This window comes from Streptomyces sp. DH24, from assembly GCF_029813775.1.
Classification (GTDB): domain Bacteria; phylum Actinomycetota; class Actinomycetes; order Streptomycetales; family Streptomycetaceae; genus Streptomyces.
The window spans coordinates 42,392-66,318 of the sequence record NZ_JARVKW010000038.1; the positions used below are offsets into that span (position 1 = coordinate 42,392).

The 23,927-nt window shown below is 73.3% G+C and carries 16 protein-coding genes, 2 tRNA genes and 1 riboswitch; of the genes, 11 read left to right on the plus strand and 7 right to left on the minus strand.

The features are described 5' to 3' along the window. Positions 1–66 precede the first annotated feature (66 nt). From QC282_RS25720 to QC282_RS25745, 6 genes are all read left to right on the plus strand, one after another. A tRNA-Lys gene (locus QC282_RS25720) sits at positions 67–139 on the plus strand. 61 nt (positions 140–200) lie between these two features. Further along, positions 201–1,340 carry a dihydrofolate reductase family protein gene (locus QC282_RS25725; protein ID WP_279551936.1) on the plus strand — a complete coding sequence of 380 codons (1,140 nt, stop codon included), beginning with the start codon at positions 201–203 and terminating at the stop codon, positions 1,338–1,340. A 189-nt stretch (positions 1,341–1,529) separates the two neighbouring features. Continuing rightward, positions 1,530–2,702 carry an alginate lyase family protein gene (locus QC282_RS25730; RefSeq protein WP_279551937.1) on the plus strand — a complete coding sequence of 391 codons (1,173 nt, stop codon included), beginning with the start codon at positions 1,530–1,532 and terminating at the stop codon, positions 2,700–2,702. A 49-nt stretch (positions 2,703–2,751) separates the two neighbouring features. Further along, a tRNA-Met gene (locus tag QC282_RS25735) sits at positions 2,752–2,825 on the plus strand. Between the two features lie 315 nt (positions 2,826–3,140). Next, positions 3,141–3,298, plus strand: a riboswitch (cyclic di-AMP (ydaO/yuaA leader). Between the two features lie 12 nt (positions 3,299–3,310). After that, complete coding sequence (locus QC282_RS25740; protein ID WP_279551938.1) at positions 3,311–4,345, plus strand: M23 family metallopeptidase; 1,035 nt, start codon at positions 3,311–3,313, stop codon at positions 4,343–4,345. A 157-nt stretch (positions 4,346–4,502) separates the two neighbouring features. Further along, positions 4,503–5,447 (plus strand): aldo/keto reductase, encoded by a 945-nt coding sequence (locus QC282_RS25745; RefSeq protein ID WP_279551939.1) that lies wholly within the window; start codon positions 4,503–4,505, stop codon positions 5,445–5,447. Between the two features lie 6 nt (positions 5,448–5,453). On the opposite strand, the gene QC282_RS25750 is transcribed toward QC282_RS25745, so the two are convergent. The 4 genes from QC282_RS25750 to QC282_RS25765 all read right to left on the minus strand — a co-directional run bounded on the left by QC282_RS25750 (position 5,454) and on the right by QC282_RS25765 (position 10,581). After that, a complete protein-coding gene (locus QC282_RS25750) occupies positions 5,454–6,944 on the minus strand; it encodes a PrsW family intramembrane metalloprotease (RefSeq protein WP_279551940.1) in 1,491 nt (496 codons plus the stop codon). A gap of 49 nt (positions 6,945–6,993) precedes the next feature. Further along, positions 6,994–7,812, minus strand: a complete 819-nt coding sequence (trmB, locus tag QC282_RS25755) for a tRNA (guanosine(46)-N7)-methyltransferase TrmB (protein ID WP_279551941.1) — start codon at positions 7,810–7,812, stop codon at positions 6,994–6,996. Between the two features lie 56 nt (positions 7,813–7,868). Next, positions 7,869–9,074, minus strand: coding sequence for an L-2-hydroxyglutarate oxidase (gene lhgO / locus QC282_RS25760; protein WP_279551942.1), 1,206 nt, complete (start codon positions 9,072–9,074; stop codon positions 7,869–7,871). Positions 9,075–9,156: 82 nt separating this feature from the next. Beyond that, complete coding sequence (locus QC282_RS25765; RefSeq protein ID WP_279551943.1) at positions 9,157–10,581, minus strand: MFS transporter; 1,425 nt, start codon at positions 10,579–10,581, stop codon at positions 9,157–9,159. Positions 10,582–11,441: 860 nt separating this feature from the next. Here QC282_RS25765 and QC282_RS25770 point away from each other — a divergent pair. Further along, positions 11,442–13,559: an asparagine synthase-related protein gene (locus QC282_RS25770; protein ID WP_279551944.1), complete on the plus strand. Its 2,118-nt coding sequence runs from the start codon at positions 11,442–11,444 to the stop codon at positions 13,557–13,559. A gap of 451 nt (positions 13,560–14,010) precedes the next feature. Here the strand turns inward: QC282_RS25770 and QC282_RS25775 are convergent, their stop codons facing one another. Together QC282_RS25775 and QC282_RS25780 are read right to left on the minus strand one after the other, a co-directional pair. Continuing rightward, entirely contained in the window at positions 14,011–15,864 is a 1,854-nt protein-coding gene (locus QC282_RS25775; protein ID WP_279551945.1) for a sigma-70 family RNA polymerase sigma factor, read from the minus strand. 215 nt (positions 15,865–16,079) lie between these two features. Further along, positions 16,080–16,829, minus strand: a complete 750-nt coding sequence (locus tag QC282_RS25780; RefSeq protein ID WP_279551946.1) for a helix-turn-helix domain containing protein — start codon at positions 16,827–16,829, stop codon at positions 16,080–16,082. 377 nt (positions 16,830–17,206) lie between these two features. On the opposite strand from QC282_RS25780, the gene QC282_RS25785 reads away from it, so the two are divergent. From QC282_RS25785 to QC282_RS25795, 3 genes are all read left to right on the plus strand, one after another. Further along, the gene (locus QC282_RS25785) at positions 17,207–18,586 is read left to right on the plus strand and encodes an NAD(P)/FAD-dependent oxidoreductase (protein ID WP_279551947.1); all 1,380 of its coding nucleotides are present in this window, start codon (positions 17,207–17,209) and stop codon (positions 18,584–18,586) included. A gap of 170 nt (positions 18,587–18,756) precedes the next feature. Next, positions 18,757–20,406: a SpoIIE family protein phosphatase gene (locus tag QC282_RS25790; RefSeq protein WP_279551948.1), complete on the plus strand. Its 1,650-nt coding sequence runs from the start codon at positions 18,757–18,759 to the stop codon at positions 20,404–20,406. A gap of 182 nt (positions 20,407–20,588) precedes the next feature. Next, positions 20,589–21,404 carry a methyltransferase domain-containing protein gene (locus QC282_RS25795; protein ID WP_279551949.1) on the plus strand — a complete coding sequence of 272 codons (816 nt, stop codon included), beginning with the start codon at positions 20,589–20,591 and terminating at the stop codon, positions 21,402–21,404. 145 nt (positions 21,405–21,549) lie between these two features. Here QC282_RS25795 and QC282_RS25800 read toward each other — a convergent pair whose 3' ends face one another. Next, on the minus strand, positions 21,550–22,818 hold the full coding sequence (locus QC282_RS25800) for an MFS transporter (protein WP_279551950.1): 1,269 nt from the start codon (positions 22,816–22,818) through the stop codon (positions 21,550–21,552). A 123-nt stretch (positions 22,819–22,941) separates the two neighbouring features. Here QC282_RS25800 and QC282_RS25805 point away from each other — a divergent pair, with 123 nt between their 5' ends. After that, complete coding sequence (locus tag QC282_RS25805; protein WP_279551951.1) at positions 22,942–23,490, plus strand: MarR family transcriptional regulator; 549 nt, start codon at positions 22,942–22,944, stop codon at positions 23,488–23,490. Positions 23,491–23,927: the final 437 nt, after the last annotated feature.

Genomic DNA, 23,927 nt, shown 5'->3' on the forward strand with positions numbered 1-23,927 from the left:
CCGGCTCCCGATACCCGATCGGACACACGGCCTCGTCCCGCTATGCTCGGGGAGGCAACATCGCCTGGGCCCTTAGCTCAATTGGCAGAGCAGTGGACTTTTAATCCATTGGTTGTGGGTTCGAGTCCCACAGGGCCTACGCCAACGCCCCCGGCTCGGCAGGTCCGAGCCGGGGGCTTCGTCGTTCCACAATGGTGCCCATGCCTCTGCCGTACGTCCTGCTGTCCGCCGCCGTCTCCCTCGACGGCTACCTGGACGACACCGGTCCCGAGCGGCTGCTGCTGTCCGGCGCGGCCGACTTCGACCGGGTCGACGAGGTGCGGGCGTCCGTCGACGCGATCCTGGTCGGCGCCGGCACGATCCGCGCCGACAACCCCCGGCTGCTGGTCAACTCGCCCGAGCGCCGTGCCGCCCGCCGCGCCGCCGGGCGGCCGGAGTTCCCGCTCAAGGTCACCGTCAGCGGGTCCGGCGAGCTCGACCCGGCGGCCGACTTCTGGCACACCGGCGGGGACAAGGTCCTCTACACGACCGACGAGGGAGCCGACCGGGCCCGGCGGCTCGCCGTCGCCGCCGACGTCGTGTCGCTCGGCCCGCGCCTCGACTGGCGCGTCCTGCTGGAGCACCTGCACGACGTGCGCGGCGTCGAGCGGCTCATGGTCGAGGGCGGCGGTACCGTCCACACCCAGCTCCTCCAGCAGGGCCTCGCCGACGAACTCCAGCTCGTCCTCGCCCCGCTCCTCGTCGGCGACCCGGACGCGCCCCGCCTGTTCGGGCCCGGCGGCTACCAGGGCGGCCGGCTGCGGCTCGTGGAGACCCGGCGCATCGGGGACGTCGTCCTTGCGCGCTACGAGCCCACCGCGCCCGGCACCGGCGCCGTGCCGTCCGCCGCCGACCGGAACTGGCTCGCCCTGGCCTGCGACCTGGCGGCGCAGTGCCCGCCCGCCGCGACCGCGTTCAGCGTGGGGGCCGTGGTGGTCGCCGCCGACGGGACCGAACTCGCGCGCGGGTACTCGCGGGAGGCCGGCGATCCCGTCGTGCACGCCGAGGAGGCCGCCCTCGCCAAGCTCGACCCGGCCGATCCGAGGCTCGCCTCCGCGACCGTCTACAGCAGCCTCGAACCCTGCGCCCGCCGCGCCTCCCGGCCCCGGCCCTGCGCCCGGCTCATCCTCGACGCGGGGGTGCCCCGCGTGGTGACGGCCTGGCGGGAGCCGGACACCTTCGTCGCGGGCGCCGACGGCAGCGGGGTGCTGGCGGCCGGGGGCGTCGACGTCGTCGTGCTGCCCGAGTACGAGGAGCGGGCCAAGGAGCCCAACCGGCATCTGCCGGCCCCGCCCGCCTGAACGGCCGGCCGCCCACGCCTCCCATCGGCCCCTCAGATCCTGCGGCCCGCCCGCCGTCGCGTCACGCTGCCAGTGAACCGCACACACGGTGACGCGGAGGGAGTCGTGATGGGGTCAGTGGGGTCAGGGGAGCCGAAGGGTTCAGCGGGACCGGGCCGCCCGGGAAGCCGGGTCCAGCCGGTCGGGCCGGTGAAGCGGGTCGGGCCGGCCCGGCGGCGTCGCCGTGCCGCCGCGCTCCTCGCCGTACCGCTGGCCGCCGCGCTCGTCGTCTCCTGCGGGACCGGGGACGGCCGGACCATGGCGCGCGCCCTGCCCGCCGACGCCGACTTCACGCACCCGGGCGTCCTCGTCGGCAAGGACCAGCTGACCGCCGTACGGAAGAACGTGACTGCGGGCAAGCAGCCGTGGCTGAAGGCCTACCTCGACATGCGGGACAGCAAGTACGGCTCGTACAAGTACCGGCCCGAGCCCCACGAGACCGTGATCTGCCCCGCCGACGGCCGGCCCGGGCACGGCTGCGCCGAGGAACGCGCCGACGCCATCGCCGCGTACACCCAGGCCCTGCTGTTCACGGTCACCGGCAAGCGGCAGCACGCCGTCAAGGCCAGGGAGATCCTGGACGCCTGGTCGGGCAGGCTGAAGGGGCACGGCATCCAGGACGCCGGGTGGGCCGCCTCCACCTGGGCGCGGGCCGCGGAGATCGTGCGGCACACGCCGGGCGCGGACTGGCCCGCCGAGCGCGTGCGGCGCTTCGAGGACATGCTGCGCAGCGTCCACCTGCCCGCCGTCGGCGTGAAGGTTCCGGGCCGCAGCGGCGGCCAGGACCTCGTCATGACGGACGCGGCCATCTCGATCGCCGTGTTCCTGGACGACCACAAGGCCTTCGACCGGGCCCTGGAGCGCTTCCGGGCCCGCGTGCCCGTCTACTTCTCCGGGAAGAACGGCGTCACGCAGGACACCTGCCGCGGCCTGCGGGAGGTCGGCCGGGGCATCGCCGCCACCGCCCACATCGCCGAGACCGCCTGGCACCAGGGCGTCGACCTGTACGACGAGGTCAAGGACCGGCTGACCGCCGCGCTCACCCTGCACGCCCGGCGGCAGGCGGGCGAACCCGTGTCCGCCGCCTCGTGCGGCGGACGGGTCGGTGGCGGCGGCAAGAGCGGCAGCGTCGGGCAGGCCGGCAGCCGCATGGGGCCCGGCCTGGAGGTCGCCCTGCATCACCTGGAGGACCGGCTCGGCGGCTCCGTACCGGCCGCGCACCGGCTCGCGGCCGGTTCCCGGCCCGCCGGGACGGACAACCTGTTCGTGGCCTGGGAGACGCTCACGCACGTCGCGAAGCCGGGTGAGAAGCCCGCCGGATGAACCGTGGTGATCGGGCCTCCGCGGATGACGTACACTGGAGTCACAACGACGCGGGGTGGAGCAGCTCGGTAGCTCGCTGGGCTCATAACCCAGAGGTCGCAGGTTCAAATCCTGTCCCCGCTACTGAAGGCCGAGGGCCGGAATCCGAAAGGGTTCCGGCCCTCGGTGTTTTCCGCCGCCGACCCGCCTCTCACTGACCGTGACGGACTCGTCCCCCTCCGATAACAACTGATACACCGTCAGGTTGCGTGAGTGGCCCGCAAGGGGTGCGCAAGGGGCCCAGGAGGCGGTCAACTCGCCCGTTTTTCACCGGTCGTGGGAGGTAAGTCCACCCGGAAATCGCTAATGATCAAGAGGAACGGCTTGGAATCCGCGCCCCGCGTCTATTAACGTTCGATAACGCAGCGCGGTCGTCCCAGCCGTCACAGAAGGCGGCTCCGTGCTCACGCGCCGAATCCCGCGAGGGAACCGGGGAACCACCACCCTGGGGTGAATCGCGCGTAGGTCCTCGTGGCAGCACGACGGATATACGCGCGTAGGAGACCTTCCTGCTCCGAACCCGTCAGCTAACCCGGTAGGCGGAGAAGGAAGGAAAGGAGTACGCCCACGTGGCGTCCAACCGGCCTGCCCCAGAGGCCCCGTTCGTGCCGAGCCAGCGCACCACCGAGACCTTCGGCTACGGCGAATACCGCAGCGACGAGGGCCCGTTCGAGGAGTGGAACCCCACCGAGGAGTCCGTCCGCCCGGTACGCGGCAGGCATCGCGTCGCCAAGCAGCGCGGCGGCGGGCTCGCCCGCAGCTCCACGGTTCTCGGCGTCGGTGTCATAGCCGCCGTCGGCGCGGGCGGCATGGCCACCGCGCAGACCGGCAAGCCGCCGGTGTCGATCTCCATGCCCGACCTCCCCAATGTGGGTTCCCTCATCTCGGACGACGACACCTCCGAGGGCACCGCCACCCCGCTCAGCGGCGTCGGCGTCGCCGTGGCCGACACCGCCGACCAGGGCGTCGCGGACGCCGGCGAGGCGCTGCGGGCCCGGATCATGGCGCAGGCCGAGCAGCAGCGCAGCCAGGCCGACAGCAAGGCCGTCCAGGCCGCCGCCGAAGCCGCCGAGAAGGCCGCCGCCGAGGCCGCCTCCAAGGCGGAGAAGGAGGCCAGGGAGAAGGCCGCCGCGGCCAAGGCGAAGGCCGAGGAGGAGGCCCGCAAGAAGGCCGAGGCCGAGCGACTCGCCGAGCTGGCCCGCCAGTACACGCTGCCGACCTCCTCGTACACCGTCAGCTCCGTCTTCGGCCAGGCCGGCTCGATGTGGTCCTCCGGCTACCACACCGGCGCCGACTTCGCCGCGCCCACCGGCACGCTCCTCAAGGCGGTCCACACGGGCACGATCACCGAGGCGGGCTGGGCCGGCTCCTACGGCTACCGCACGATCCTCACCCTCGAGGACGGCACGGAGATCTGGTACTGCCACCAGTCGTCGATCAGCGTCAGCGTCGGCCAGAAGGTCACCACCGGCGAAGTCATCGGCCGCGTGGGCGCCACCGGCAACGTCACCGGGGCCCACCTCCACATGGAGGTCCACCCGGACGGCGCCGACGGCGGCATCGACCCGCTGGCGTGGCTGCGCAGCAAGGGCCTCAACCCCTGAGGCGGCGCCTCCCCACGCACGTCCCTTCCGGCCCCGGTGGTCCTGGCGGCAACCCCCCGACGTCAGGACTGCCGGTCACGCGCGCCCGGCCGCGTTTACGCGATCTTTGCCGGGCCGCGCGGAATGGGCGGCTCCGTCACGGTCGTTGACGTACGGCATGACTTCTCTTCGCAAGCTCGGCCCGTCCGACCTCGAGGTGTTCCCGCTCGCCCTCGGCGGCAACGTCTTCGGCTGGACCGCCGACGAGACGCAGTCCTTCGCCGTGCTCGACGCCTACACGGCGGCCGGCGGCAACTTCGTCGACACCGCCGACTCCTACTCGGCGTGGGTCGACGGCAACAGCGGCGGCGAGTCCGAGACGATCATCGGCAAGTGGCTCAGGGCCCGCGGCAACCGCTCCGACGTCGTCATCGCCACCAAGGTCAGCCAGCACCCCGACTACCAGGGCCTGACCGCCGCCACCATCAAGGCCGCCGCCGACGCCTCACTGCGCCGCCTCGGCACCGACCACATCGACCTCTACTACACGCACTTCGACAAGCCCGAGGTGCCGGTCGAGGAGATCATCAGCGCCCTGGACGAGCTGGTGCGGGCCGGGAAGGTCCGGTACATCGCCGCCTCCAACATCTCGCCCGAGCGGCTGCGGGCCTCCCTGGAGTTCTCCGACCGCGAGGGCTTCGCCCGCTACGTGGCGCTCCAGCCCCACTACAACCTCGTCTCCCGCGACACCTACGAGGGGGACCTGCGCGAGGTCGCCGAGCGGGCCGGTCTCGCCGCCGTGCCGTACTGCGCGCTGGCCTCCGGCTTCCTGACCGGCAAGTACCGGCCGGGTACGACCGTGGACAGCCCTCGTGCGGGCGGCGCCGCCAAGCACCTGGAGACCGGGCGCGGGCAGCGGGTGCTCGCCGCCCTGGACGAGATCGCCGCCGCGCACGACGCGCCGGTCGCCACCGTGGCCCTGGCCTGGCTCGCCGCGCAGCCGACCGTCGTCGCCCCGATCGCCTCCGCCCGCACGGTCGGGCAGCTGCCGGACCTGCTGGGGGTGGCGGAACTGACGCTCACCGACGACGAGGTGGCGCGGCTGACGCGGGCGTCGGCGTAACGCCCGCTACGACTGGTACGGGTTGTATGTCGTGTACCCGTTGTACCCGTTGTACCCGTCGTGCCCGTTGTGCGCGGTATGGGCGTTGTGGGCGGTGTGGGTGTTGTGCGCGGGGTACGGCGCCGCCGGGCCGTACGCGGCCCGGCCGTAGGCCGCCTGACCGTACGCCGCCTGACCGTAGGCGGCAGGGCCGTGGGCGGCCGGGCCGCCGTGCGGGCCCGGGCCGTGCACCGGCCACGGCGGTGTGTACGGCGCCGGCGGCAGGTACACCGGGACCGGCGGCGCCGCGACCCGTGCCGCGTACTCCAGCGCCGGGCGGGCGGCGTCCCGGCGGGCCCACAGCTCGTTGAGCAGCTCCCGCTCCCGGTTCACGAAGCCGGGCCCCGCCTTGCCCTGCCGCCCCCGGTGCCGCAGGAACGCCAGCGAGGTCGCGTACGCCTCGTACCGGGCCACGTCCCGCGCCGCGGACTTCCCGGCGTGCCGGCGCGCGTACTTCCGCGCGATCCGGCGGGCCCGCATCGAGCCCAGCGCGAACGGCTCCGGGGGCGTCAGCCAGCCCGCGACCGCGTAGGCGGGCAGCTCGGTCCGCACGGTGCGCAGCTCGCGCTGGCGCGTCCAGATCACCAGCCACGTCAGCAGCCCGAACGCGGGCACCATGAACGCCGCGTACACGACGATGAAGCCGAACTGGCCGAGCGTCGTGGAGCCGTTCCACAGCGCGTGCATGCCCATCGCGAGCAGCAGCCCGGTCAGCGGCAGCGCCACGCGGCGCGGCATCCGGTGGTCGACGGACAGCGCGGTGAGGCCGAAGCCGATGCCGGTGAGGACCGTGAACAGCGGGTGCGCGAAGGGCGACATGACGATGCGGACGAAGAAGGTCGCCGCGGTGACCGAGGCCATGCCGCTGTCACCGGTGAGCTGGTCGGTGCCGAAGGCGGTGCCGAGGTAGAGGATGTTCTCGGTGAACGCGAAGCCGGTGGCGGTGACCCCGGCTATCACCACCCCGTCGAGGATGCCGGTGAAGTCCCGTCTGCGGAACAGGAAGACGAGGAGGACGGCGGCGGCCTTGGCGCTCTCCTCGACGACCGGCGCTATCACGGTCGCCCCGAGGGTGTCGGCGCTGGACGGGTCGGCGGTCGCCGTCGCTATCCACCGGGTCGCGAAGCTGTTGGCGACGATCGCTATCAGTGCCGCCGCGCAGGCGCCCCAGGCGAACGCGAACACCAGATTCCGCCACGGTCCCGGCTCGACCCGGTCCAGCCAGCGGAACGCGGCTATGAGCAGCGGCACCGGCAGCACGGCGAGGCCGAGACCGACCAGGAAGCCCTCGGTGCCGGTCTCCTCGCGGACCAGGGCGAGGATGACGAGCCCGGAGAGCGCGAGCAGCGTGCTCGGCGCTCCGTAACGGACCCATGTGTGCTGCCACCAGTGCGCGTGCCGCAGTGTGCCGCCGGCGGGAGAGCTGGGGGGCGTCGGGTACGGAGGACAGGTGGCCACGGCAAGGACCCTAACGAGACAGGGGCGCCGCCCGCAGGGCGTAACGGGCTCAGGCGTCGGTGGGGCGTCGGTCTTCGTGCTGTACGCGACGGAAGATCAGGTCGTTCACGACATGTCCCTTGTCCAGTCCCTGACCCTCGAAACGGGTCAGCGGCCGGAACCCGGGGCGCGGGGCGAAACCACCGTCGGGCCGGGTGTTCTCGAAATCGGGGTGCGCGGTGAGCACCTCCAGCATCTGCTCCGCGTACGGCTCCCAGTCGGTCGCGCAGTGCACGATCCCGCCGGGCCTCAGGCGGGAGGCGGCCAGCGTCAGGAACTCCGGCTGGATCAGCCGCCGCTTGTGGTGCCGCTTCTTCGGCCAGGGGTCCGGGAAGTAGACGCGCAGCCCCGACAGGGAGTCGGGGGCGAGCATCTCGCGGAGCAGGATGATCGCGTCGCCGTTGCCGACCCGGACGTTGGACAGGCCCTTGTGGTCGGCGAGGTTCAGCAGGTTGCCCTGGCCGGGGGTGTGGACGTCCACGGCGAGGACGTTGGTGGCCGGGTCGGCGGCGGCCATCTGTGCCGTGGCCTCGCCCATCCCGAAGCCGATCTCCAGGACGACCGGGTTGTCGTTGCCGAACAGCTCGGCCAGGTCGAGGACGGCGTGCCCGTCGATGTCCAGGCCCCACTTGGGCCACAGCCGCTGCAGGGCGTCCGCCTGGCCGGCGGTCACACGGCTGCGGCGCGGCTGGAAGCTCCGGATCCGCCGCTCGAAGTGCGACCCGGCGGGGTCGGCCTTCGGCCCGTCCGGGAAGCGGGGCTCGCCCTTCGGCCGGGCAGGGCGGGACGAGGCCTCGGGGGCGGGCCGGGGGGCTTCGGGGGTGTTCACGGAGTCAGACACAGTACGTCGATTTTACGGGCGCCCGCGGTCGTGGTCCGCGGGCGCTAGCGGTCGTCCAGGGCGGCCAGCGCCCGGCGTGCCACCTCCCGGCCGATCGGCAGGGACGCCGTGGCCGCCGGGGAGGGCGCGTTCAGCACGTGGACGGCGTTGACCGACTCGTGGATCAGGAAGTCGTCCACCAGCGTGCCGTCCCTGAGCACCGCCTGGGCGCGCACCCCGGCCGCCGTGGGTCTGAGGTCCGCCTCCGTCACGGCGGGCAGCAGTCGCCGCACGGCGGTCGTGAACGCCTGCTTCGACAGGGACCGGCGCAGCTCGCCCGTGCCGTACCGCCAGTGCCGGCGGGCGATCGCCCACGAGCCCGGCCAGCCGAGCGTCCCGCCCAGCTCGCGCGGGCGCACCGTCGCCCAGTCGTAGCCCTCGCGGGCCAGCGCCGGGACCGCGTTCGGCCCGACGTGGACGTCGTCGTGGATGCCTCGGGTGAGGTGGACGCCGAGGAACGGGAACGCCGGGTCCGGCACCGGGTAGACCAGGCCGCGCACCAGCTCCGGGCGGGTCAGCTCGTAGTACTCGCCGCGGAAGGGCACGATCCGCATGCCCGGGTCGTCGCCGGTCATGCGGGCGATCTCGTCGCAGTACAGCCCCGCGCAGTTGACCAGCACCCTGCCGCGCACGACGTCCCCGGCGGCGGTCAGCACGGCCACGCCGCGGCCGGGGCGCCGGTCGACGCGGACGACCCGGGCGCCGTAGCGGATGTCGGCGCCCGACGCCTCGGCCAGGCGGCGGGCCACCTCCCCGTAGTCGCAGATGCCGGTCGTCCCGACGTGTATGGCCGCCAGGCCCCGCACCTCCGGCTCGTACTCGGCGATCTGGGCCGCGCCCAGCTCCCGCACCGCGATGCCGTTCTCCCGGCCGCGCTGCACGAGTGCGTGCAGGCGGGGCAGCTCGGCGCGCTCGGTCGCCACGATCAGCTTGCCGGTCACGGCGTGCGCGATGCCGTACTCCGCGCAGAACTTGATCATCTCGGTGGCGCCGCGGACCGCGTACCGCGCCTTGAGGGAGCCGGGGCGGTAGTAGATGCCGCTGTGCACGACGCCGCTGTTGCGGCCGGTCTGGTGCCGGGCCGGGCCCTGCTCCTTCTCCAGGACCGTCACGCTCGTGCCCGGCGCGGCACGGGTGATCGCGTACGCCGCCGACAGGCCGACGATTCCGCCTCCGATCACCAGCACGTCACAGTCGATCTCCGGCCGCACCTGCCACCACCTCCCGGGTTCGATAGTGCACTGCGCCACTGACAACGGCCTCAAACCCGGGAGGCGGCACCAGCGGCGCGGATCAGGCCGGGGCCATCAGCAGCGGCCTGGCGCGCTCGCGGAGCTCGACCACGCGGGGCTCGTCGCCGTACGGCTCCAGCCGGTGCAGGAGGTCCTTGACGTACTCCGTGGTGCGCGCCGACGAGATGCGGCCGGCCACCTCCACGGCCCGTACGCCCTGCTCGCACGCCGCGTCCAGATTGCCGGACTCCAGCTCCGCGACCGCCGAGACGACCAGGCGCAGCCCGTGCGAGCGGACGAACTCCTCCGTCGGCTTCGACAGCGCCTGCTCGGTGAAGCGGCGGACCTGGCGCGGCGCCTTCAGGTCGCGGTAGCACTCGGCGGCGTCCGCGGCGAACCGGTCGTAGGAGTAGAAGCCGAGCCAGGACGGGTCGTTGTCGCCGGGGCGGGCCCGCTCCAGCCAGCTCTCGGCGGCCTTGAGCGCGCCGCCGGCGTGGTGGGCGTCACCCCCGCGTGCGTGCGCGCGTGCCTCGACGAGGTGGAAGAAGCTCATGGTGCGGGCCGTGGCGAGGCCGCGGTTGCGTTCCAGGGCGGCCTGGGCGAGGTCGACGCCCTCGTCGCCGAAGCCGCGGTAGGTCGCCTGGAGGGACATGGTGGCCAGGACGTAGCCCCCGAGGGGGACGTCGGCGGCGGCGCGGGCCAGGCGCAGGGCCTGGATGTAGTAGCGCTGGGCGGCCTCCTGCTGGCCGGTGTCGAAGGCCATCCAGCCCGCCAGGCGGGTGAGTTCGGCACTGGCGCCGAACAGGGCACGGCCGACCTCGTCGGAGTAGGAGCCGAGCAGCAGCGGCGCGGCCTCGACCCGTAAGCACTCGGGGACCATGGAGGAACGCCAGTCGCCGCCCCCGTACTTGGAGTCCCAGCGCCTGGCGTCCTCGGCGGCCTCACGCAGTTTCCGTACGTCGCTGTGGCCGACTTTGATCGGTGCGCCGGAACCCTCGGCGGGGTTCGCGTCCCGCGCGACCGAGCTGTCGGCCGGGGTTATCAGCCACCGTGAGGCCGGTGTGGCGTACGCGCTGACGGCGAACGAGCCGGCGAGCGACTGCCAGATGCCGCCCGAGCCGGCGCGGCGGCCCGCGAGGTCGAGACGGTACAGCTCCGTCGCCGACTTCACCGCCTGCCCGACGTCGCGCGGGAAGGCGAGGCCCACTTCGGGCGCGGGGTCGGCGTCCGCGAGGCCGATCTCGTGGAGCGGCACCGGCCGGCCGAGCTTCTGGCCGATGGCGGCGGCGATCAGGTGCGGCGCGGCACCCTGCGGCACCATGCCCTTCGACACCCAGCGCGCCACCGACGTCTTGTCGTAGCGAAGAGTCAGGCCCCGTTGTGCGCCAAGGTCGTTGACGCGCCGGGCGAGGCCCGCGTTCGAGATTCCCGCGAGGGCGAGAACGGTGCCGAGTTTTTCGTTCGGCCCGCGTTGCTCCCTGGACATGCGCCACCCCTCGACACAGACGGCTGCCGCGCTGGCATACCCACGCGGCATTCGTAAACCCAGCGTAGTTCGCCGCATCCCAAGCGTTAAGGGGCGTTGTTCCGGATGGCGGGATTGTGGTCCGTACGGAAGTACGGCCCCCGCACGGCCTGTTGCCACGTGCTCCCGGTGTGTGGCCGTGCGCCCGTCCGTGCGCTCTACTCCGGCCATCGCGGGAGCGGTTCCATGGGTTTCGCGTGGGTCGGCCCGCTGTACTGGGTCCAGCGGGCTGGGGGACACCGCCGCCTACATCCCCGCGGGTGGCGGAACGGTCCGGGGGGCGTGCTGCGCCTCCCGGACTGCGCGCCCGTCGGGCTGTGCGCAGAGCCTGTACGGAGCGTGCGCGTGCAAGGCCGCACGGCGTCGATTTGGCCGAAAGTCGCCCCTCGGCGCACGGGCCAAACACCCTGTTTACCTTGGGACTTGAGGGCGCGAAGGGAGTTTTTGGGGCGCAAAATGGGGCGCATTCGCGTCGCCCGTCCAGTGGCCGTGCAAGAGCCGCGCAAGGGCCGTACGGAGACCGTGCGGAGCCCGAGCGGTGTCCGCGTGGCCTCCGCGTGGCCGCCGTGTGACGCCTGCTCGGCGTGGGCGTCCCCGTACGCGTGGCGCTCGCGTGCGGTTTGGCGGAGTCCGTGCGGTGTCCGCGCGCGGGTTCGGGCCGACGCCCCGAACTGCCCCCGGCCCCGGCCGCGATGAGGCCGCCGGGGCGCGTTCGCATGCCCTTCTGCGGCTCCGCCGCCCTTCCGTGACGCCTCCTTCATGGCAGCATGGTGCACCGGTTCATACGGTGCACTGTTTGTCCACAGCCTGTGGAGGCGTCGATGCGGTGGTTGGTGGGATGGAGCAGCACCGCCGCGGGAGCAGCGGGGGCGGGCTCCGCGGGCCCGGCCGTCGGCGCCGGGACCGACGGCGAGACCCTCCAGCCGGTGGGATCCCAACTCCTGTGGGGCGACCCCGATCCGCTGTGGGCGGTCGGCGACTGGCGGCCCGACGAGGTGCGCGTCGTCGAGGCCGACCACCAGACCCGCGTCGCCGTCCTCGGCATCTGCGGAGCCTCCGACGAACAACTGCGCGTCGGACTGTTCGCCGCGCGCGGCGGGGCACTTCGCCATCTGACGGCCTGGCCCGGCAGCTACACGGCCGTCGTGCAGGTCGGCCGCCGCGTCACCGTGTGCGGCGATCTCGCGGGCGCCAGGCCGGTGTTCTACACCCCCTGGGCCGGCGGCACCGCCTACGCGACCGCCGCGCTCCCGCTCGCCGACCTCATCGAGGCCAACCTCGACTTCGGGCACCTCGCCGCGCTGCTCGCCGCCCCCGACGTGCCCGCCGCGCTGCACGACTCCACCCCGTACGACGGGGTGCGGCGCATTCCGCCGGGGCATGCGCTGATCCTGCGCGCCGGGGCGCGCGAGGTCGCCGGGTACGAGCCCGTCGCCTCCCTCGCCGTCGCGGCGGCCCCGACCGATCCCGACAGCGCCGTCGACGCCGTTCGCGACGCGCTCGTGGAAGCCGTCCGCACCCGGCTGTCCGCGCCCCGGCACGTCCCGGGCGCCGACATAGACCCCGGACCCGTGCCCGGCATGGGGCCCGCCGAGCGGCGCGCCGCGCGCGGCATGCCGGTCGCCGGCATCGGCGCCGACCTGTCCGGCGGCCCCGCCTCCGCGACGCTCGCCCTGCTCGCCGCCGGGCTGCCGGGCATGCCGGGCACCGTGCTCGGACACGGCACGGGCGCCGGGGAGCGGCTGCTGGCGGTCACCTTCAACGACCTCGCCGTCGACGGGCGCGAGGCCGAACTGGAGCGGGCGGGGGCGCTCGCGGCCAACCCGCGCCTGCACCACGTGGTGGTCCCCGGCGGCGAGGAGACCCTGCCGTACCTCGACCTGGACGGGCCGCTCACGGACGAACCCGCGCCGAGCCTGGTGACCGCCGCCCGGCACCGGGCACGGCTCGCGGCCGGCAGCGCCGACCACTTCACCGGGTACGGGGCGCGGCAGGTCCTGGACGCGCATCCCGCGCGCCTCGCCGATCTGCTGATGGACCGCAAACGGCGCCATCTCGTACGGCCCGTCGCCGCTTTGACGAGGGCGGACGGGTCCGTGCTCGTCCCCGCGCGCGTGTACGCGGCCGCCCGGCGGCTGGCCCGGACGCCGTACCGGTCCGGGGTCGACGCGCTCGCCGAGAGCCTCATGCGGCGCCGGTTCGACGAGCCCGGGAGCGCGGTCGGGGCCTCGCTCGCCGCGCTCAGCTGGGGCAGACCGGGGCCGGCGGCGCGCTGGCTGACCGGGGAGGCGCTGGCTGAAGTATCGGTTCGCCTTCAGGCGTCGACGAACCGGTCCGGGGTGGGGCCGGGGCAGCGGCCGGGGGACTACCGGGCGCGCGCGGCGCTGGCGCGGTACGCGGCGGACCTGCGGATCCTGGAGCAGGCGGCGGAGATCCGCTCGCAGCGGCTGCACGCGCCGTTCCTCGACAACCAGGTCGTACGGGCGTGCCGGGCGCTGCCCGAGGCGCTGCGGGTGCGGCCGGGGGCCCGGGCGGCGATCCTGCGGACCGTGCTGGAGGGTGCCGGGGTGACGGAGCTGCCGGCCGGGTGGGGTGCGCCGAGCTTCGCCACGGCGGCGGCTGCCGCGCGCACGGGGGTGCGGGTCGCCGCGGATGCGCTGGTGGAGCTGTTCCACACGCCGCTGCTGGCCGAGGCGGGACTGGTCGAGGCGCGGGTCGTGCGGAAGGCCGTGCGGGGGGCCGCGGCGGGGGAGGCGCTGCCCCTGGACGGGCTCGCGGATCTCGTGTCCCTGGAGCTGTGGCTGCAGCGGCTGCTGGCGCGGCGGGGGACGTGCTGGACGGGTACGCCTGCGCGGCAGCGGGCCGTGCCCGGGGGGATCGCTCCGCAGCGGGGGGCGTTGGGGGCGGGAGGCCGGGGGCCGGCCGGGATCGCTCGGTAGGGGGCTCGGGGGTGGGGCGTTGGGGGGTGTCTGCCGGGTGGTCGGGCCGGGGTGTTCGGTGCGTTCGGTGGCGTTCGGGTGTCCCTGTGCGCCCGCTGCGCGTCCGCAGTGAGCTCACTGCGCGCCCACCGCGTACCTATCGCGCGCTCACTGCGCGCCCACCGCGCGTCACCTCCGTCTCGCGTCGGGGCCGCGCCGGGGGGTGTCCGTCCTCGGAACGGCGCGGAATCGGTGACTTGTGAAGGTCCTGGCGTTGACGCGCCAACCGCTGCGGGCGGACACCCCCCGGCACGGCCCCTTCCCGCCGTACGCGGCTGACCGTGCGATTGCGTTGCTGTCAGGAGTGACGGGCCTTACCGCCGTGTGCGGCTGACGGTGCGGTGGCGTCGCGGTCAGGGGCGATGGGGCCTTCCCGCCGTGTCTGGCTGACCGTTTCCGCTGTGTGCGGCTGTCAGGAGCAGATGAACTTCGACTCCGCCCAGTCGGCCAGCGCCGCGTTGTCCAGGTGGTTGTGCGGTTCCACGACCAGGCGCAGGGTCTCCCGGCCCGTGATGTCCACGTGGACCGGGACCGCCGCGTCGCCGCCCTTGACGCGGTCCGAGTTCCACAGCGGGACGCCGTCGCCGTAGACGGAGAAGTACACCTTGCCGAGCTTCATCGTGGTGTCGTCGACGCCGACCATCGCGTCGTACGACGTGCACGAGCGGTTGAGGTCGATGGTGACCGACGAGTTGCCCTGGACCGTCACCCCGTGTGCGTACTCCCGGCCCCCGATCGACAGGCCCTGGCGCTGCCACACCCAGCTGCTGTCCGCCGTCCGCATCTCGGGGCCCGTGCCGTCGCCGGTGGTGTCGTAGCGGAGCTCGCTCCACTGGTACACGGTGGGCGTCGGGGATGGAGTCGGCGTGGGGGTCGGGGTGGGCGTGGGTGTGGGGGTCGGTTTCGGGGTGGGTGTGGGCGTCGGGGATGGAGTCGGTGTGGGGGTGGGTGTGGGTGTGGGGGTCGGCTTCGGGGCTATGACCGGCTGAGGTGGCGCCGGTTCCGGGGCGGGGGGCGTGGGGGTCGGTTCCTCCGGTCGGGCCGCCGGGGCGGACGCCGGGGGCTTGGCCTTCGGCTCCTCGGGGGGCTGCTCGTCGCCCACCAGGGCCATGGCGACGACTGCCGCCGCCACCGCGACCACGCCTGCCGCGATGCCCGCCTTGACCGGGGCGCCCAAGCCCTCGGAGGCCGCGCCGCCGCCCGCTCCCGCGCCACCGCTCGCCGCTGCCGCCGCACCGGCCGCGCCCGCTCCCGCGCCGCCGGCGACGAGGCCGGCGACCTTGGCGTAACCCGCGGCGCCGAACCAGCCGATGACGGCCACCGGGACCACGGCGGGGATGCTGCTGGCGACTTCCTCGATCTGGCTCGCCGCCAGCCGGCACTTGGCGCACTCCTCCAGGTGCTTGCGCAGGCCCCGCTCGGCCCGGGTGCGCAGCCGGCCGCGGGCGTACGTGCCGAGCTGGTCGGCGTAGCGCGCGCACTCCTCGTCGCCGGCCAGCGTGGCGCTGACGTGGGCCTGGAGGTAGGCCTGCTTCAGGCCCTCGCGGGCACGGCTGGCCAGCACGCGCGTGCCGTTGGCGTCCAGGCCGAACAGCGTGGCCACGTCGCTCGGGGACTCGTTCTCGATCTCCGTGTGCCACAGCACGGCCTGCCACCGCTCGGGCAGCGACCGGAAGGCCTGCATGGCCATCGACTGCTCGGCCTCGTGCATCGCCCGGACGTCGGCGCCCAGGTCCAGCGTGTCGTCGTCCGACACCTCCGAGGATCGGGACGCCTGCGTGGCGAACACCGCGAAGTCGTCGACGAGCTGCTCCCGCTTGGCCGACTGCGTCCAGCCCGCGGCCACCCGCCGCACGCTGGTGAGCAGGTACGCGCGTACGGCGTGCTCCGGTCCCGATCCGCCGCGGACCGCCTGGAGCATGCGGGCGAACACCTCGGCCGTGAGGTCGTCGGCGGTGTGCGCGTCGCGGCAGCAGGTACGGGCGTACCGGCGCACCGCTTCCGCGTGGCGCCGGTACAACTCCTCGTACGCCGTGTCGTCGCCCGAGCGCATCCGCTCGATCAGCTCGGCGTCGGACGACGGCGTCTCCCGCGGCGGCGGCAGGACACTGTCCTCACGCCAGTCCCGCTGCGCGGGCACGCCGCTCTCCGTCGCGTCGCCGCTCTGCGGCGCTCCCGCGCGTCCCTTCTGGCTCGGTACCTGCGGCGGGACCTCCGGCCCCGTATCGCCGTCACCGAGTGACTCGTCCTTCTCGTCAACGCTCATCGCGGAATGCCCCCGCCGCACGACCGACCACTCCCGAACATCGGATCAGCGTGCCATATCAGTCTTTGGCCAGGACCCTGCGGTACCGACTTCCACTCGTCCGAGGGGTTTTGCCGCAGTTCGGCAGTGGTCGCCGTGCTACGGGGAAGAATCAACCACCCGGTGCGGGTGACCAGTTGAGGCTTCTGTCCGCGATATACGGAATGTCGCATCGGTCAGGTGCGGGAGCGCAGGCCCTCCAACAGGATGTCGAGCAGCCGCGCCGACGCCGCCGCCTGCTGGGCCGGGTCCGGCAGCGAGGGCGCCGCCGTCGCGATCACCAGCAGGACGTCCGAAACCGACACGTCCGGCCGCAGCTCGCCCGCCGCGCGAGCCCGTTCCACGAGCCGGCCCACCACCTCAAGCAGCGCCGCCGCCCCGGCGTCGTCCTCGGCCGCCACCGGCTCCTCCGGCACCAGCCGCAGCTCGCCCGTGCCCGGCTGGGTCCGCTGGTGCGGCACCCGCTTCTGGTCGGACGCGCCGCCGTCGGCCTGCTCCTCCGCCACGCCGACCCGCAGCACCTGCGGCGGCAGCAGCCGCCCGGCGCCCGACGCCACCGACGTACGCAGGAAGCGGGACAGCGCCGACCACGGCTCGTCCTCCTGACCGAGCGCCGCGCGCGCCTGGTCGGTGAGCCGCGAGGTCTCCTCCTCGGCTATCCGCCGGACCAGCACGTCCTTGCTCGGAAAACGCCGGTAGACCGTGCCGACACCGACCCGCGCGCGTCGCGCCACGTCCTCCATCGGCGCGCCGTAGCCCAGCTCGCCGAAGACCTCGCGCGCCGCGCGCAGCACGTGTTCCAGATTGCGCTGCGCGTCCACCCGCAGCGGAGTCGTGCGCGCCGCGTCCGCGCGTCCGTCGGCCGCCGCGGCGCTCACCGCGCCTGCCGCGGCCGCGGACGACCAATGAGAGTCCTGCACATGCATACGCATTCCCCCGGTAATGACGTCTCCCCCCGGAGACTCTCCCCGCCATCGAAAGCCGGGGCCAGCGGAACAGGCCCGGTTCACTCGCGCCCGCCCGTCGCGGACCCGAGGAGCGCATCCCCCTACACCCCGTCGACACACGAACATAGTTGAGTGGGGGTCAATTCAGAAGGGGCACGTTCCGCACGGAGCGCCCCCCGATCGGAGTACGGAACGCATACGCCCCCTATGTCCCACCGGACGTCACCTCCTCCACCCGGCTGACCTGCGCGCCTTCACGGAACGCGGGCAAATCGGCCAACCGTGCGCCGCCACGACTCCCCGTCACACAAATCGCCGAGGCTGTGGACAAACGCAAGCGGCGGGTGCGTCATGGGATGGTGAAGGAACCTGCGCGCATTCTCGTTGTCGGCGGCGGCTACGTCGGGATGTACACGGCCCTGCGGCTCCAGCGGAAGCTGAAGCGGGAACTGCGGCAGGGCCTTGCCGAGATCACGGTCGTCACGCCGGACCCGTACATGACGTACCAGCCGTTCCTCCCCGAGGCGGCCGCCGGCTCCATCTCGCCCCGGCACGTCGTCGTACCGCTGCGCCGCGTCCTCGACCAGTGCCACGTCGTCATCGGCGAGGCACGGACCATCGACCACACCACGCGCACCGCCACCATCACCACCCTCGCCACCGAGGAGGAGGGCACCGGCGCCCGGCGCCTGACCTACGACGAACTCGTCCTCGCGCCCGGCTCCGTCTCCCGCGCCCTCCCGATCCCCGGCCTCGCCGACCACGCCATCGGCTTCAAGACCGTCGAGGAGGCCATCGGACTGCGCAACCACGTCATCGAGCAGATGGACATCGCCTCCTCCACCCGCGACCCCGCGGTGCGCGACGCGGCCCTCACCTTCGTCTTCGTCGGCGGCGGCTACGCGGGCGTCGAGGCACTCGGCGAGCTGGAGGACATGGCGCGCTACGCCGCCCGGCACTACCACAACGTCACGCGCGACGACATGAAGTGGATCCTCGTCGAGGCGACGGACCGCATCCTGCCCGAGGTCGGCGAGGACATGGGCCGCTACACGGTCACCGAACTGCGCCGCCGCAACATCGACGTACGCCTCGACACCCGCCTCACCTCCTGCGCGGACCGCGTCGCCGTCCTCAGCGACGGTGCCCGCTTCCCCACCCGCACGGTCGTCTGGACGGCGGGCGTGAAACCCCACCCGATCCTCGCCGCCACCGACCTGCCGCTCACCGAGCGGGGCCGGCTCAGGTGCACCGCCGAACTGGCCGTCGAGGGCGTCACGCACGCGTGGGCCGCCGGAGACGCCGCCGCCGTCCCGGACGTCACCGCCCGCGAACCCGGCACGGACTGCGCGCCCAACGCCCAGCACGCCGTCCGCCAGGCCAAGGTCCTAGGCGACAACATCGTCCACTCGCTGCGCGGCGAACCCCTTGAGACGTACGCGCACAAGTACGCCGGCTCGGTCGCCTCCCTGGGCCTGCACAAGGGCGTCGCGCACGTCTACGGCCGCAAGCTGAAGGGCTACCCCGCCTGGTTCATGCACCGCGCCTACCACCTCAGCCGGGTCCCCACCGTCAACCGCAAGGCGCGCGTGCTGGCCGAATGGACGCTGTCCGGACTCTTCAAGAGGGAAATCGTCTCCCTGGGTTCACTCGAACATCCCCGAGCGGAGTTCGAACTCGCGGCCGGTGGAAAGCCTTCAGAAGGCCCCCCGCGGAACCCGAAGGGGTCGTCCTGACCGGAGCCAGGAACTCCACCGGTCGGACCGGCGTCTGACGGATGTCGGCCCGACCGGCACACTGCCAGACTGGTCCACCACCCTGGGCGGGCCGCCGCCCGCCCCGCGCGGCCCCCGGGCCCCGGCCGGTTCCGGTGCCGGCCGCCGACGACGACACGAGGCAAGGATTCGTGAACTTCACGCGCTGGAGCGCCCGGCTCCCCGGAACACAGCGCCGCGCCGCAGCGCGGACCGACCACCCGCTCTCCCCGGACCGGCGGGGAGAAGGCGCCGTACCCGCCGCCCGTGCCGAGCGGCTCACCGACGGCACGCCGGCCGTGCCCGCCGTCGACGAACTGCCCGTCCGCGCCGTCCTCGACCGCGTCCCGGCCCTCGTCGCCCTCCTGCACGGCCCCGACCACCGCATCGCCTACGTCAACGACGCCTACACCACGGCCTTCGGCGTCCGCCCGCTCGGCGCGCCCGCGCGCGACACCTGCCCCGAGCTGGACGAGCTCGGCCTGCTGCCCCTGCTCGACCAGGTCCTGCGCAGCGGCAGGCCCCGCACGGTCAAGTCCCGCAAGGCCCCCGACGGCCGCTCCTACACCTTCACCTGCACGCCTGTCACCGAGTGCGCCGCCGGCCGCGGCGTCCTCGTCTTCGCCACCGACGTCACCGACCACGCCGAAGCCGCCGAACGCCTCCGCGCGAGCGAACGCCGCCAGCGCGAGACCGCCGTCACCCTGCAGCGCTCCCTGCTCCCGCAGGACCTGGAGGAGCCCGACGACCTGCGCGTCGCCGCCACCTACCACCCCGGCGGCACCGAGGCCGCCGTCGGCGGCGACTGGTACGACGTCATCACCCTCGGCGGCGGCCGCACGGCCCTCGTCATCGGCGACGTGATGGGCCGAGGCGTCCGCGCCGCCGCCGTCATGGGCCAGCTCCGCACCGCCGTCCGCGCCTACGCCCGCCTCGACCTGCCCCCGCACGAGGTCCTCCAGCTCCTCGACGGCCTCGCCACCGAGATCGACGCCAACCAGATCGCCACCTGCGTGTACGCGGTCCACGACCCCAACGAGGGACGGCTCGTGTACGCCTCGGCGGGCCACCTGCCGATCCTGGTCCGCGACGAGAACGGCGGCGTGCAGCGCGCCGACGAACCGACCGGCCCGCCGCTCGGCACCGGCGGCTGGATGCACACCTCCGGCTCGATCCCGCTCGGCGCCGGTTCGACGGCCGTCCTCTACACCGACGGCCTGGTCGAGCGGCGCAACGAGGACCTGGACGAGGGCATCGCCGCCCTGGAGCACGCCCTGGCCGGTGCGACCGGCACCCCCCAGGTCGTCTGCGACCGCCTGGTCCGCTCGGCGGGCGTCACCGCCGACCACGACGACGACGTGGCCGTCCTCGTCCTCCAGCACCCCGCGCGCACCGGCCCCGACAGCGACCTCTTCCGCAACGCCGCCCTCGATCTGCTCGGCGGCGTCGAGGCCACCCCACGCGCGCGTGCCTTCGCCTCCGGCGTGCTGACCAGCTGGCGCTTCCCGGCCGACCTGCACGACCTGGGCGTCCTGGCCGCCAGCGAACTCGTCGCCAACTCCCTCCAGCACGGCACGCCCCCCATGCGGCTGCGGCTGCGCCGCACCGACCGCCGCCTCATCGTCGAGGTCACCGACGGCGACGACCACCTGCCGCGCCGCCGCCGCGCCGAACCCGGCGACGAGGCCGGCCGGGGCATCGCCATCGTCGCCACCATCGCCTCCAACTGGGGCAGCAGACGAACCCCGGGCGGCGGCAAGGCCGTCTGGTGCGAGTTCGCCCTGCCGCGCGAAACGGTCTGACGGCCGGGGCGAAGCGCCAAGGCAACGACGTGCACAAGCGACAGGCGGGGAAGCGGGGGCAAGCGGGGATGGGCAAGCGAGGAAGCGGGGGAAGCGGGGAAACGGCTGGTACGGGACACACTGGACGACTCCCCTCCGCGCGCCACCTAGGCGAAAGCGCCCCCCGGTGCTACTAGCACCACATGGCAGACGCATCGGGCTTTCACCTCACCGGCAGCGCCCCCGAGCGCTACGAGCAGTACGCCGCGCCGATCATGGCGCCCTTCGTGACCGCACTCCTGGACGCCGTGGACCTCTGCCCCGGCGAAACCGTCCTCGACCTCGCCTGCGGCACCGGCTTCGTCGCCCGCATCGCCGCCGCGCACGTCGGCCCCACCGGCCATGTCTGCGGCACCGACCTCAACGAGGGGATGCTCAAGGTGGCCGCCGCCCACCATCCCCGTCAGTACCCCGACATCGAGTTCGCCGCCGCCCCCGCGGACCGGCTCCCCTACGCCGACGCCGTCTTCGACGCGGTCCTGTGCCAGCAGGGCGCCCAGTTCTTCCCCGACCTGGACGCGGCCCTGCGCGAGGCCGCCCGGGTCACCCGTCCGGGCGGACGGTTCGCGGCCACCGTCTGGTCCGGCCGGGAGCGTTCCCCGTACCTGTCCGCCCAGTACGAAGCCCTGGCGGAGCGCGGCGGCCAGGACCTGGCCGACTCCGTCGACGCCGCGTTCTCCTGTACGCCCGAGCGCATCACCGCGGCCCTGGAGGCGGCCGGCTTCCAGGACGTGGCGACACGCGAGGTCACCTTCGGCGTGGCCCTGCCCCCGCTGGCCGGGTTCGCCGCCGGCCAGCTCGCGTCCGTGCCCTGGGGCCAGCAGCTGGCCGACGAGCACGGTGACGAGACCCTGGCCGCCGCGGGCCGCGCGATCGCGGACCGCCTCGCCGAGTACACCGCACCCGACGGCTCGGCGACCGTCCCCTTCACGGCGACCCTCACCACCGCGAAACGCTGAAGGCCGCCCCCGACCGGGTGCCAGTGACCGGGTGCCAGTGACCAGTGACCTGCGACGGCCCGACCGCCGCGACGGTCGCCCCACACGAAGAAGACCGGCCGTCACCCGAAGGTGACGGCCGGCCCCCTGTGACGGGCACACCGCCTCACGCGTCCGCGGCCACCGGCTCCGCGGCCCCGCCCCGCGCGACGACCCGGCTCTTGCCCGGCCACGGCTGATCCTGCACACCGGTCAGCTCCCGCCCCAGCCGCAGCGCCAGCACCGTGATCCCCAGTGAGAACAGCAGGAACATCACGACGTACGGCGCGTGCAGCGAGGCCCCCAGCGGCCCGCCCACGGCCGGGCCCACGGCCAGCGCGAGCTGCTTCACCAGGGCGAACGCGGAGTTGTACTGCCCGGCGAGCCCGGCCGGCGCCAGATCGGCGACCAGCGGCGCGAGCGTCGGAGACAGCATCGCCTCACCCAGCCCGAACAACGCGTACGTCGAGATGAACGCGGCCGTCGCCATCTCCTGGCTGCCGTTGCCGAGCCCCGCGTACCCGGCGACCGCCCACGCGACCGCCCAGATCAACCCGACGCCCGCGATCACCCGGGACCGACGGCGCCGCTCGACGAACCTCAGCACGGCGAACTGCGCGACCACGATCATCAGCGTGTTCGCCGCCAGCGCCGTCCCCAGCGCGGACGTCGAGATCCCCGCCGCCTCCACGCCGTACGCGGCCAGACCCGACTCGAACTGCCCGTAACAGGCGAAGAACAGCACGAAACCCAGCACACACAGCTGCACCATGGCCCGGTTGCCGAGCAGCGCCTTCCAGCTGCCCCGGCCTGCCGCGGGCGCGCCCTCGATCCGCGGCGAGTGCGGCATCCGCACCGTGGCCATCACGACGACCAGCAGCAGGAACATAGCCGCCTCGATGGCGAACAGCAGCGTGAACGACGCGGCGCTGCTCGTGTCGACCAGATGACCGCCGATGAGCCCGCCGACCCCGAGCCCGAGGTTCTGCAGGAAGAACTGCGTCGCGAACGCCCGCGACCGGGTCTCCGCGCTCGAACAGTCCACGATCATCGTCGCGAGCGCGGGCTGCATGACGGCCTGCCCGGCCCCCAGCGCGGCAGCCGCGAGCAGCACGGTGACGGCCGTGCTCGCCAGCCCCAGGCTCAGCGCGCCGGCCGCGGCGGTGACCAGGGCGACGAGCAGCACCGGCAGCGGGCCCCGCCGGACGATGGCCCGCCCGGCGAACGGCAGCACGATCAGCGCGGCCACGGCGAAGACGGCCAGGACCAGACCGGCCGTGACGGCTCCCAGCCCTCGCACCTGCGCCACGTAGACGTACAGGTAGGGGACGGTGAAACCGAGCCCGAACGCGCTGAGTGCGTTGCCCACGTGGATCCGGCGCATCGCTGCGCCCATGCCCCTGGTCACGTTCACCTCTCTCAGTAGTTAGGAGTGAAGACTTAGAAAGTAAAGTTCGAAGCTAAAGAGTACACAGCGAAGGACTTCAAGGCAAAGTGACGGCGTGCGATACTGCCGCCCATGGGCGACACACCCGGCCTCAGCGAGCCGACCCTCGAAGAACAGATCGCCGCCTACCAGCGCGAGTTCCAGGACCTCGACCCCCAGGTCGAGAAGATCGTCTCGGCGCTGTCCCGCCTGAACCGCCGGATGAACGTCGCCTACGGCCGCCAGACCGCCGAACTCGGCATCAGCAACGCCGAGTGGGAGGTCCTGAAGGCGCTCGTCCTGTCCGGCGCCCCCTATCGGCTGGGCCCCGGCGACCTCGCCAAGCGCCTCGGCCTCACGCCGGCCGCCATGACGCACCGGATCGACCGCATGGTCGGCGAGGGCCTCGTCACCAGGGAGCGGGACGAGTCCAACCGCGTGCGCGTGATCGTGGAACTCACCCAGGAGGGCCGCGAGAAGTGGCTGGAGGCGATGCGTCTCGCCACGGTCTTCGAGGAGGACCTGCTCCAGGACCTCTCCGCCGACGAGCGGACCGCCCTCGGCGAGGTCCTCACCCGGCTGCTGCGGAGGGTGGAGCACGCCCAGCCGGACGCCGGCGGGCGACTCACCGACCTCGACTGAAAGATCTTGACGGCGTCGCCAGGGCGTCATTTGACAGCCCCCTCCGCGATCCGTAGGGTTCTTCGGGTTGCCGCAGAGCCGTAACGGTTCTCCGGCAGCACTCCCGCCGCACCACCGGCACACAAACCACCAGCACGATCTCCCAACGGGATTGATTTCGGCGTGCCCGAATTCAATTGGCGTGGGGACTCTGCGGCCCGATCACCTCGATTTGGGAATCGCCGAGAGAATCCGCTAAGGTTTGAGACGTCGGAACGGCCCAAGGGCCGGGAAGACAAACCCCGCTGACTGGGGGTCAGGCCGAGAAAAGGATCTGATAGAGTCGGAAACGCAAGACCGAAGGGAAGCGCCCGGAGGAAAGCCCGAGAGGGTGAGTACAAAGGAAGCGTCCGTTCCTTGAGAACTCAACAGCGTGCCAAAAGTCAACGCCAGATATG